Raw genomic sequence first — 12,076 nt, forward strand, 5'->3', positions numbered from 1 at the left:
TAATCTCTAGCTTCTAGCTTCTAGCTTCTAGCTTCTAGCTTCTAGCTTCTAGCTTCTAGCTTCTAGCTTTCGCAAACTGTGCAATAACGATAACGACCAATGCCGCTAGGTTTGCTGCGAAGATAACGACCAACCATTGAGGCATAGAGAGCGAAAGAAACTGCCATACGACTTTGCTACAGTCACCAAATGCTTCAAACATCCATGGAGCCCACTTGTTGAGAGGTGCCCAATCGGGGAAGGTGACAAACAAATCGCAGGTGGCAAACGGAGAAGGGTTGAATTGGTAATCGACGTGCTCCAGAGCTAGCATTAAGCCTTTATATGAACTCGCACCCCAAGCCGCGAGTCCCAGCCAGCGTGCCGCTGTGTTATCCGGTGCTATCAAACCGATTATGGCTGCTGCGCCGATGCCAAGCATAGCGACTCGCTCGTAGATACACATAACACAAGGTGCGAGCATCATGACGTGCTGAAAGTATAATGCTGCAACTTCAAAGAAGATGACAAAGGCTAGTAACAGTAACCAAGACAAGCGCGATTGGGAAAAAGACTTAATGGTAGAAAGAATGTTCACAGAGATATCCTGTTTATAAAAAAAGCTCTGACTAATCAGAGCTTTTTATCGTGGAAAAGTTTCGGCTTCAACTAAAACTTTTGAGTTTTCTTGATTAATGTCCGCCAGAGACAGCTGGAGTCAGCTCACCTACATGTGCTGAAATCCAACCTGCATCGTAAAACCACGCTGTCATCGGCTCAACAAGGAACACAATACCTGCAAGACCAACCAGTGCAAGGACGATCGTGTAAGGCAGAGCCATTATAACCATGCGGCCATAAGATAAGCGAATCAGAGGCGCAAGAGCTGAGGTCAACAGGAATAAGAAGGCTGCCTGACCATTTGGCGTGGCTACCGAAGGAAGGTTGGTACCAGTATTGATTGCTACTGCGAGTAGGTCGAACTGGTCGCGAGTGATTACTCCCTCAATCAGTGCAGTTTTCACCTCGTTGATGTAAACCGTACCGACGAATACGTTATCTGACACCATCGAAAGTATGCCGTTAGCAATATAGAAGAGTGCCAACTGAGCCCCTTTATCTTCGACGTGTAACACCGCATCGATAACAGGCTTAAATAGCTGTTGGTCGATGATCACTGCAACAACGGCAAAGAAGACGGCAAGTAAGGCAGTAAACGGCAACGCTTCTTCAAACGCTTTGCCCATTGAATGTTCTTCGATGACACCAGTAAATGCGGTAGCAAGAATGATGACAGACAGGCCAATCAAGCCAACAGCCGCAAGGTGAAGTGCTAGTCCGACGATAAGCCAGATAGCAATTGCACCTTGAATCCACAGCTTCGCGACATCTTGCTTAGTACGTGTTTTACGTTCTGCATTGTCAAAGTCGACTAGGATTTGACGAACGTTATCAGGTAAACGAGCACCGTATCCACAGATTTTAAGCTTTTCAACAAGTACACAAGTAATTAAGCCGCAGACAAAAACGGGTGCCGTAACCGGTAGCATACGAATAATAAATTCGCCGAACTGCCAGCCGGCCTGATCAGCAATGATCAAGTTTTGCGGCTCACCAACCATAGTCATTACACCACCCAGTGCCGTACCGACACCTGCATGCATCAATAAAGAACGCAAAAAGGCACGATAGTTTTCTAAATCATCGCGCGTTAGCTCTGAAAGATGGTCGTCTTGAGTATGGTCGTGTGACGCTGTTGAGCCTTTACCTGAAGCGACTTTGTGGTAGATCGCGTAGAAACCGACCGCCACGCTAATGACAACTGCAATAACGGTTAGTGCGTCAAGGAAAGCGGATAGAAAAGCTGCAGCAAAACAAAAGGCTACAGAGAGCAAGCTTTTTGAGCGAATGCCAAGTAGTATCTTTGTAAAGATAAACAGCAGTAGCTGTTTCATGAAGTAGATGCCCGCTACCATGAAGATCAGGAGCAATAACACTTCGATGTTGGCGACTAGCTCATGTTTGACTTGCTCTGGGCTGGTCATTCCAATCGCAATAGCCTCAATGGCTAATAAGCCTCCCGGCTGAAGAGGGTAACACTTGAGGGCCATCGCGAGAGTAAAAATAAACTCTGCGACCAGAAGCCAACCCGCTACGAATGGGTCGATAAGGAAAAAGACAATCGGGTTGATGATAAGAAATGAAATGATGGCAACTTTATACCAATCTGGGGCCTTTCCTAAGAAATTCTTAATGAAAGCATTCCCGAGTGACATCGGCATGATACTAATACTCTTAAATGTTGTTATGAATAGACACTGCGTGTGCTTGCATCTATATATCTGTGTCATTGTGGGCTTAGCTCATCACCAAATTAATCGTGGCGAATGACAAGAAAAAACGCTGAAACAGACCTGATTCAACAGTGACTTAGAAAAACAACATAAAGCAAAATGATATGTGGCCTTGCCAAGTCACTCCCTGAGAAAGACAAGCACTCCTTACTTTGGTCGCAACTGTACTCCTCAAGTTAATTTAGTCAATAATAAAGTTTATCTTGATAAATCGCTCAGTGGACTTTTGTTTAAAAACGCGATCAAAGTGGCGTTAAGGCGGGATGAGAGTTGTGAAAAAAAACAATTCATGGCAGCTCGGCCTCGAAAAGGTCGAATAAGATAGATTATGTCATTATATTGAATGGAAATGACAGTTTAATATTGCAAAATTAAAAACTTATGTTTTGCAAACTAAGTCAATACCCATAAGGGCTAGCAAGTGTGAAGTTTTTATTAAATTTATAATAAATTAGCTTTGACTCAAAGACATAATAACGCAATCCCTCAGTATAAATTAGAGCTACAACTCTATTGGTGTTTTGCGTCAAGTTTACTTTCGGTTTGTTTCCGATAACTAAGAACTAGTGGTATGATGAGTTCTATTCGACCCTATAAATAAAAATATTGGATAGTTAAATTAATGGTCATCAAGGCAAAGAGCCCTGCAGGTTTCGCAGAAAAATACATCATTGAGAGTATTTGGAAAGGGCGCTTCCCTCCAGGTTCTATTCTTCCCGCTGAACGCGAGCTCTCTGAATTAATAGGGGTTACCCGAACGACACTGCGTGAAGTGCTACAGCGCTTGGCGCGTGACGGCTGGTTAACCATCCAACACGGCAAACCGACCAAGGTTAACCAGTTCATGGAAACATCGGGGTTACATATCCTCGACACGCTAATGACCTTGGATGCGGATAACGCAACTTCGATTGTTGAAGATTTGCTTGCGGCACGAACAAACATCAGCCCTATTTTTATGCGCTACGCGTTTAAAGCGAATAAAGAAAGTGCAGAACGTACCATTAGTGGTGTTATAGAATCTTGTGAGAGCCTGCTTGCTGCAGACTCTTGGGATACGTTTATGGAGTCTTCGCCTTATGCGGAGAAAATCCAACAACATATCAAAGACGACGGTGAGAAGGACGAAGCTAAGCGTCAGGCAACTTTGATTGCTAAAACCTTTAACTTCTATGACTACATGCTGTTCCAACGTCTGGCGTTCCATTCAGGCAACCAGATTTACGGATTGATTTTCAACGGTCTTAAAAAGCTGTACGACCGCGTAGGAAGTTACTACTTCTCAAGCCCGGAAGCACGTAATCTAGCACTGCAATTTTACCGCGATCTACTGGAAGTTTGCGAAACAGGTGATCGTGACCGAATCATCGTTGTTGTTCGTCACTATGGTATTGAAAGTGGGCAGATTTGGAACGAGATGAAAACCTCGCTGCCAACAAGCTTCACTGAAGATGACAGCTAAGAATGGTAATCGAATAAAAGAAAACCCGCCAATTGGCGGGTTTCTTGTCTTTTAGATCCGAGTTTATCTAGCAGACATCGCAGTCGTCGTATCCGCCCGCCTCTTTAAACCAGTTAGTTAGGTGCGTTTTCAGGTCTTTTAATTCATCTGGACCAATTAGCGCTAATCCGAGATCTTCAGCTCGTGTAATATCGTTGTAGCGCAATGGTCGGAAGCTGACGAGCATGGCTCGCGCTTGAAGGCCACCCAACAGATCGCGCAAAGACTCGAGCTTGTATAAGGTGTCATCACCGTCATCGCGCATACCTTTAGTTTTACACTCAATGATATGAAGTTTGTTATTGGCGACCGAGGCAACATCAAGCTCATTACGCACTTCACGATCACCAAGCTGACGATAAACCTGCACATTGAGTGAATGATCCTGAATGGTTGGCATATCTTTTTGGATCTGACGCACTGTGCTGTGAACTAACGTCTCTAACCATTCACCATTTGAGAAGCGACGGGCGTCTTCATCTGCGAAGGTGAGAACACCATGCTCATAAGTTGCAATTTCGGCTTCGACCAAGTCACTGAGCAGCATATTGAGCTCGCGGTAACCTTGTTGTTTCTCGGATAGTGCGACATCGAGCTTTTGCTCTTTACGGCACGTAGTAGCGAGATAGTTAAGTGTCGCAAGACCAGGACCAAGTTCAAGTGCATTGCTTGCCCATCGTTCTCCAAGCTCATACAGTTTCTGATCAAGCTGTGGAGGAAGCTGTTGGTCATTAAACTCGCCCCTAGCGCCAAATACTGTTAGGTAGTCGTCAATCGTAATTCGATCTTCTACTTGAGTATCTTCTTTACCGTCTGGGTATAGCCAGCAAAGGCGGTCACTATTTGGTTCTACGACAAAAATCGGCCAATGAAAAGTACGAAACACCTCGTAAACAGACAGCAGACGATGACGCAGTCCACAACTGGCGTTTAACTTAACGTCTTCTCCACGTGCACTAAGGTCGTCAGCCAGAATGCCGACAGCACGTTTGATTCGTGAAGTATTCGCGACATTCGGAATCTCAAAAAACTCTGATGTAATGTCTCTTTTTGCCAGAACGCTATGTAATCGATGATACATATCTTTCTGGCTCTTAACGCCAATAAAAACAATGTGATCACTGACGGTCCGGTTATCCAATAATGGAGTGACTAATCGGATTGGGTCCTGATCAATGATGCCAACATGAACTGCCATAAACCTTCCTCATGCTTGGCTTGCGAAAAATGTGAAGTTAGAAGTGGGCAAGCCTTAATAACCATATAACGACAGCGCAAATAAAAAACAAGGGCGATTAATGAAATTAACCGCCCTTAGTGAATAATTTGCATTGTCTTTACAAAACTAGAGTTTAAAGCGATGCACCAGTTCACCTTGTTGGTTGGCCAGCTGGGTCAGATCCGTACTAGTTTGTGCGATTTGAGCCATGGCTTGGTAGCTGGTGTCGGCAATCTGATTGATTTCATCAATGTTGCGAGCAATTTCCCCTGTGGTTTCACTTTGTTCGGCAGCTGCTTGGGAGATGTGTCCACTCATTTGGCTTATTTCAATAATCAATGCCTGAATTTCCTCCATTGCGCTATTGGCATTGGAAGCTTGAGCAACTGACTGATCCATATCATCCATACAGCTTTGAATCACTTTATTGGCCGATGTAGAGCTGTTCTGTAGGTTACTTATCATGTTTTCAATTTCTGACGTTGATTCCGTCGTTCGTTGAGCCAACACCCTAACTTCATCTGCTACAACGGCAAACCCGCGTCCTTGTTCACCTGCTCGTGCAGCTTCAATTGCAGCATTGAGCGCTAGTAGGTTCGTTTGTTCTGCGATATTGCGGATCACATCCAAAATCGAGCCAATCTGACTGCTCATACTCTGGAGGTCTTTAACGGCGTCAACTGACTGGGTGAGGCGACTCTCAAGTTGGTTAATGGTGGTGATGTTGTCATTCATGATCTGACGACCTGATTCTGAGGCCGATTCAACCTGTTCAACCATCTGCTGCGAGCTTTGTGCACTTTGCGCGACTTCTTGAACCGAATGCGCCATTTCTGTCATAGCGGTTGCAACGTTAGCAGTTTGCTCACGCTGCTGGCTGAGCTGCGATTGCGCTTTGGAGGAAGTTTGCTGGTTAATGTTAGCGGTATCAGTAAGATTATCGGATGCGCTGTTGAGCTTCTTCAAAATGTCGTGAAGATTGTCTGCTAGCGAATTGATATGGCTACTTACACGGCTGAACTCGTTGTTGTGGCGATTTTCTATGCGCTGGGTCATGTCGCCTTGTGTCAGGCTTTCAAGTGTTGAAAGGATACGAGTGAGTGGCGTGCGCACACTATGGGCGATGTGGTAGCCAATACCGAGTGCTAAGGCAATGACAAGAATGCCCAATGTGATTGAATTGATTACCCCTTGGTCATAGACTTCACTCGCCTCTGCTAGGGAAGCGTGTAGGCCTTGTTGCGCGGCTTCACTAAAGGAGGTGAGCACCGCCATCGTGTTATCGACTTCCAGAGTAAGGTTAGCAATATTGGCATACAATGCAGCTTTGGCTTGTAAGTACGAAGCGTGCTGATCGAGTACGCCGCCTTTTTTACCAATATCTGTGGTGAACTGCTGTACTGACTCATCAAACACCTTTTTAATTTCAGGCATTTGTGTGGTTAGGCCGCGGTATGCGTAATTAAGGTGTGTGACGGCTTTTTTGTTTTTAGCGACCGCTTTATTTACCAGCTCTAAATCGCTGCTTGCGAGAGCGTCGGACGTAATCACCTCTGCGTCCTTCAGTTTAATAAAGTAGCTTTTAGCCATTACTTTGACGGAAATACTGCTCTGGTCATCCACATACTCTTTCATTCCAACTCCGAGCTCAGAATGAAGACGCTGGAAGCGGCGTGATGATTTCTGAACATCAGCTTGAGCTGCAAACATGTTGCGATAATTATTCATAGCTGCATCGGCTTCGGTAAAATAACGCAGCTCCATTTCTTTTAGCTGTTCGATGCTTGCCTGGAGTTCCGAGTTGCCGGTACTGGCCTTAGCCAAATCTTTCAGAGCTTGGTCGTAGCGACTTTTAGCGTCTTCGAACTGACCGCGAATTTCGTCCATTCGATCAGAGCTCTGCGTTGTTAAAAAGTCTTTAAAAAGTTTGTCGGCAGAGAGTAAGTAAACACTGGTTTGGTTAGACTGCGATACCAAAGGTAAAGCGGTGTTAGATACACTGCCAAAATTGGAGTGAATTTGTTGCATCCCTCGCATTGTCATAATGGTTGAAATAACAAACATTATGATGATCAATGCAAACCCAGCGTACATACGCTTGATCACTGAGCCCTTCATAGATCTCTCCCTAAATAATACGTAATGTCTTAAAAAATTAACAAAAAGAGAGTCATTGTATTGATAGCGAGACACGCATTTTATGACGCATAATACAAATTTAGCCATCTGCTACTATCAGTACGGTGTATATGTTAAGTGAACACTGTTTTTTATTGTGATTTGAGCGAGCTTAGCGCATACTCCTTTGCAACGTTCAACGAAAACAACACTTAATGGAGTGCTTCATGGCCGAAGAAACCATTTTCAGTAAAATTATTCGCAAAGAAATCCCTGCCGACGTGGTTTATCAAGATGATCTGGTCACGGCATTTCGTGATATTAATCCACGTGCTCCAAGTCACATTTTGATCATTCCTAATAAGTTGATTCCAACAACAAACGACATTGAAGAAGCAGACGAACTGACAATGGGGCGCATGTTTACTGTTGCTCGCAAGTTGGCGAAAGAAGAAGGGATCGATGAGGATGGATACCGATTGATTGTTAACTGCAACTCTCATGGTGGCCAAGAGGTATATCACATCCACATGCATTTGGTCGGTGGACGACCACTTGGCCCAATGTTGATGAGCTAAGGTTACACATTTTTATGAGGACGGCGGTATTCATGCAAACTTTTTATCAATACCGTTGTCCAACCGCGACGATGATGAAATTCTAATAAATAATTCGGAGTACGAAGTGCGTAAACACGTTCGACTCGCATTCGTGATATTCAGCTCTGCTGCTCTTTCTGCATGTGCCAATCTATCGGCTGGAAACTTATTTAGCCACTACAGCGCTCAAAACAACGAAGTCTATCAGGCGGTCAAAACAGGTCAGTATCAAAAGGCGGAAGAAGCCTTACCTGAAGAGGTGGCTGGTGACATTCTTGATAACTTCGAAAAAGGGCGAGTGTATCTGCTTAACCAGCAGTATGATGACAGTAAGTCAGCATTTGAAGCTAGCGATACCGCAGTTCGAGTTCAACAAGACAAAGCTACGATATCTGTGACAGAAACGGCGGCCAGTGTTGGTGCTTTAGCTGTTAACGACAATTTAGATATCTATAAACCTGCCGATTATGAGCTGGGCTTCTTACATCTCTATCTAGGGTTGAACTACCTTAAGAAAAACAGCCTCGAAGGTGCCTTGATTGAAATGCGCAGGGCTAATCAAGTTCAAGAACAAGCGCGTAAAGACCGCGAAAGAGAACTTGAGTCGGCACAAAATGACATGCAGGCGCAGGGGTTAAGTCCTAACCTGGGTAGTGTGCTGTCTAATTATCCTGATGCAGGTAAAACCTTGCAGGCGGTGCAAAATGGTTATCTTCTTTATTTATCAGCGCTTTTGTACGAAGCCGATAATGCACTGAATGATGCCTATGTTGACTATCGACGCGCGTTAGCTGTGATGCCTGATAATGCACAAGTGATTGATGGTGCGAAACGTGTCGCTAAACGCCTTGGTATGAACGAAGACCTGGTTCAGCTAGAGAAACGTTATGGTAAAGCAAGTTTCCTTAATAGCGACAAAGCAAGAGTCATAGTTTTAGAAGAGCAGGGCGTAGTAGATGCTTTGCAAGGTTGGAGGCAAACTCTGCCACTTTATGACAGTCGTGGGAACGGCGCTTTGTATACCATCGCGCTTCCTTATTACCCTAAACAAGTAAGCCAATCATTTTCGCCTATGCAGCTTAATGGTCAAAAGCTTCAAAGCGACTTACTGACGGATGTTAACTTAATGGCACAGCGCGACTTGTCAGAGCGAATGCCAACCATAATCATCCGTCAGGCGCTGCGTGTTTGGGCTAAAGACGAATTACGCAAAGGTGCCGCGAAAGATGATGAATTAGGCAATGCAATATTGAACATCTGGAACACATTGACCGAGCAACCAGATACGCGCAGTTGGTTAACATTACCGGGTGAAATTCGCAGCAGCAGTGCTGTAGTTGAGCCGGGTACTCAAACCATCGTTGTTGGTGAACAGCAACATCAATTTGACGTTGAGGCGGGACGAACCGCTATCGTTTGGATCTCTCGTCAGGGAGGCAATGCTACAATTTGGCATAAACAGTTAGGAAAAATTCGATGAAAAAATGGCTTATTGCAGCAGTGGCTGCGTTAATAATGGTGGGTTGTTCTAGCAACACCGCTGGATTACGTATCGATGGTGAGTCGCAAACCGTTTTGTTTGGAGACAACGTGTTAGCGGGTCGTCTACAAATTGAAGATATCTCTACTACTCAGGTTGATGGTCGTGCTCGAGGTATTGTTCGACTCGCTAGTCAATACAAAGGTGACCAGCATATTCAGTACAGATTTTACTGGTACGACGACAATGGTCTAGAAGTGAACAACAAGCTAGGTCCATGGCGTCAGGCGATCATTCGAGGTATGGAAACGATCGCTATTTCTGAAGTTTCAGTGAATCCGAATGGCACGCAGTTCCGCGTTCAGATTCGCGAAAATGATAACTAAATCGAACTAAAGTCCACTAACTTTAGTCATACACTCATAACACAAGATTCTATAAAGATTTGAGGAACCAAGAATGAAAAAAAGTGTTATCGCATTACTTGGCTTGGCTGTCATCCTGGGCGGTTGTTCGAACAAAGTCAGCTACGGTGATGCACAGGCGGTTGAGACGACAACGATTGATTTTGGCTCAACAGACCTGCAGAAAATTGCGGGCGAAATGGTTGACAGCATGATGATGTCAGGATCAGTGTCAGCCATTACACGTGACTCTCGTCCGATTGTTTTTGTTGAACGTATCAAGAATAAGACAAGTGAGCATATTGATACTGAGTCGATTACCGATACCATCAGTACTAAGATGTTGAACTCTGGTAAGTTCCGTTTTGTTGATATGGACCGCGTTGAATCAGTTCGCGAGCAACTTAACTTCCAAAACAATGATGAGCTTGTAAACCAAAGCACTGCGATTCAGTTTGGTAAAATGGTTGGTGCGCAGTACATGCTATACGGCAACCTATCGAGCATTGCTAAAGCTGGTGGTAGTGACAAAGACGTATACTACAAGATGACAATGCGTCTGATGGATTTGGAAACAGGCCTGATTGAATGGGCAGATGAAACTGAAATCCGCAAACAAGAGTCTAAGAGCTTCTTAGGTCTTTAATCTATAGAGGAGTGATTTATGGCAAGGATGTCGTGGCATGAGGCATGTCAGCTAGACGGTTCATTGAAGTCATTAGATCACTTCTTTTCTATCTCTCCGGATTATGCTCAGACGCTGACCGGAGGCCTGACTAATCGCTGCTGGAAGGTTGTTACCCAAAGCGGCGATTGCTTTGTCTGGCGTCCCAATACTTCGATAACCAAAGCCTTTTCTATTTCACGCTTTCAGGAATATCAAATCCTGACAGCGATAGAAGATTCCCACCTAGCACCTAAAGCTATTCACATCAACGAACAAGGGTTGTTGGTGGAATGGATTGAAGGTGAATCATTAACTGATGGATTGCCTTTTGATTCTCTGCTTAAAACAATGATCAAAATTCATAGTTTAGAGACGGCTCGAATCCCTGTGGCTCCATTTAACTTTACCGCTCGTGTCGATCATTATTGGATGTTGCTGCGAGAGGAGCTGAGGTCTGATGATTACCTGAGCATTTACCAGCAGTGGCGAAGTGCTCCGAGCCTAGCTGACATTGGTAGCACTTTATGTCACTTTGATTTGGCTGGTTATAATATGGTCAAGCAGTCGAAAGGCAATATGGTAATAGATTGGGAGTATGCCTCGATGGCTGACCCAAGGTTGGATCTTACTTTGAGTATTGGGGTGGTGGGGGAAAAGCCGCTTGAGTCGGTTTATCGATATTGCCAACTTAGGGAAATTGAGGGTGTTGATGACTGGGTTGAAGGTGTGATGGCTTGGCAACCTAGAGCAACTATGATGGCCATGTTGTGGTATTTACTTGCCTATCAGCTTTGGGGGGATGAGCAGTACCTTGTCCAAGCGCAAGCTTTGCGTGACACATTTTGTAGTTAAGATCACTGTTTGAATGCCTCATAGATATAATTCTATGTGCTGACTTTAAAACCTTAGTATTCGTGGTAGATTAAACCGATAGGAATTGAGGGTGATAGAATGATTATTTACTTACATGGTTTTGACTCCACCAGTCCGGGAAACCACGAAAAAGTGCTCCAGTTGCAGTTCATTGATGAAGACGTCCGTTTCATTAACTACAGCACTTTGCATCCCAAGCATGATATGCAGCATTTGTTAAAAGAAGTGCATAAAGCGATAGAACAATCTGGTGATCGTAACGCCATTATTTGTGGAGTTGGCTTAGGTGGTTATTGGTCTGAGCGAATCGGCTTCTTATGCGGTATTAAGCAGGTGATTTTTAACCCTAACTTGCACCCGGAAAATAACATGCAAGGACGCATAGATCGTCCTGAAGAGTATGAAGATATCGCCACAAAATGTGTTGAAGAATTTCGTAGTAAAAACAAAGACCAGTGTTTGGTGATCCTATCTAAAGATGATGAGGTTCATGACAACCGCCAAACGGCTCAGGCACTCGAGAAACATTACCAAATTATCTGGGATGAAAATGAGACTCATAAGTTTAAGAAAATCTCTCAACATCTGCAGACCATTAAAGCGTTTAAAGCAGACAGCTAAACGTCATTTCTAACCAAATTTCTTCAAAAGCGACGTCAATTGAGCACGTCGCTTTTTTCTTACTCATTCAAATTTAAATTAAGGAAAAATTAAGTGTGATTGACGTAATCTTTTGTTGCGCGGCACACTTTGCCCTATATAATGAATCCACCATAAAATTTTTGATAAATATCAAAAAAAATTGAGAGCAAACCAATAAGTTTGCCCACTATGAGCTAATGCCTGAGCACATTAGCCTTGAGTCTTCAGACTGTTATTCCA

11 protein-coding genes are annotated in these 12,076 nt (G+C 44.1%); 7 read left to right on the top strand and 4 right to left on the bottom strand.

What is annotated here, in order from left to right:
* Positions 1 to 55: 55 nt before the first annotated feature.
* On the bottom strand, positions 56 to 577 hold the full coding sequence (dsbB, locus tag FIU99_RS05595) for a disulfide bond formation protein DsbB (protein WP_006959090.1): 522 nt from the start codon (positions 575 to 577) through the stop codon (positions 56 to 58).
* Between the two features lie 94 nt (positions 578 to 671).
* On the bottom strand, positions 672 to 2,261 hold the full coding sequence (gene nhaB, locus FIU99_RS05600) for a Na(+)/H(+) antiporter NhaB (RefSeq protein ID WP_006959088.1): 1,590 nt from the start codon (positions 2,259 to 2,261) through the stop codon (positions 672 to 674).
* A gap of 694 nt (positions 2,262 to 2,955) precedes the next feature.
* Here nhaB and fadR point away from each other — a divergent pair.
* A complete protein-coding gene (fadR, locus tag FIU99_RS05610; RefSeq protein ID WP_006959086.1) occupies positions 2,956 to 3,795 on the top strand; it encodes a fatty acid metabolism transcriptional regulator FadR in 840 nt (279 codons plus the stop codon).
* A 67-nt stretch (positions 3,796 to 3,862) separates the two neighbouring features.
* On the opposite strand, the gene FIU99_RS05615 is transcribed toward fadR, so the two are convergent.
* Together FIU99_RS05615 and FIU99_RS05620 are read right to left on the bottom strand one after the other, a co-directional pair.
* On the bottom strand, positions 3,863 to 5,032 hold the full coding sequence (locus FIU99_RS05615; RefSeq protein ID WP_006959084.1) for a DUF1887 family protein: 1,170 nt from the start codon (positions 5,030 to 5,032) through the stop codon (positions 3,863 to 3,865).
* A 147-nt stretch (positions 5,033 to 5,179) separates the two neighbouring features.
* The gene (locus FIU99_RS05620; RefSeq protein ID WP_006959082.1) at positions 5,180 to 7,171 is read right to left on the bottom strand and encodes a methyl-accepting chemotaxis protein; all 1,992 of its coding nucleotides are present in this window, start codon (positions 7,169 to 7,171) and stop codon (positions 5,180 to 5,182) included.
* Positions 7,172 to 7,398: 227 nt separating this feature from the next.
* Here FIU99_RS05620 and hinT point away from each other — a divergent pair, with 227 nt between their 5' ends.
* The 6 genes from hinT (at position 7,399) to ycfP (ending at position 11,815) form a co-directional block, all read left to right on the top strand.
* A complete protein-coding gene (gene hinT, locus FIU99_RS05625; protein ID WP_006959079.1) occupies positions 7,399 to 7,749 on the top strand; it encodes a purine nucleoside phosphoramidase in 351 nt (116 codons plus the stop codon).
* A gap of 106 nt (positions 7,750 to 7,855) precedes the next feature.
* Positions 7,856 to 9,250 carry a COG3014 family protein gene (locus FIU99_RS05630; RefSeq protein ID WP_006959076.1) on the top strand — a complete coding sequence of 465 codons (1,395 nt, stop codon included), beginning with the start codon at positions 7,856 to 7,858 and terminating at the stop codon, positions 9,248 to 9,250.
* Positions 9,247 to 9,636, top strand: a complete 390-nt coding sequence (locus FIU99_RS05635; protein ID WP_006959074.1) for a YcfL family protein — start codon at positions 9,247 to 9,249, stop codon at positions 9,634 to 9,636. Before FIU99_RS05630 ends, FIU99_RS05635 begins: the two co-directional genes overlap by 4 nt.
* 73 nt (positions 9,637 to 9,709) lie before the next feature.
* Positions 9,710 to 10,300 (top strand): penicillin-binding protein activator LpoB, encoded by a 591-nt coding sequence (gene lpoB, locus FIU99_RS05640; protein ID WP_006959073.1) that lies wholly within the window; start codon positions 9,710 to 9,712, stop codon positions 10,298 to 10,300.
* A gap of 18 nt (positions 10,301 to 10,318) precedes the next feature.
* Complete coding sequence (locus FIU99_RS05645) at positions 10,319 to 11,173, top strand: phosphotransferase (RefSeq protein ID WP_006959072.1); 855 nt, start codon at positions 10,319 to 10,321, stop codon at positions 11,171 to 11,173.
* 99 nt (positions 11,174 to 11,272) lie between these two features.
* On the top strand, positions 11,273 to 11,815 hold the full coding sequence (ycfP, locus tag FIU99_RS05650; protein WP_021455149.1) for an alpha/beta hydrolase YcfP: 543 nt from the start codon (positions 11,273 to 11,275) through the stop codon (positions 11,813 to 11,815).
* Positions 11,816 to 12,076: the final 261 nt, after the last annotated feature.

This window comes from Vibrio sp. THAF64 (genome assembly GCF_009363455.1).
Classification (GTDB): Bacteria; Pseudomonadota; Gammaproteobacteria; order Enterobacterales; family Vibrionaceae; genus Vibrio; species Vibrio coralliilyticus.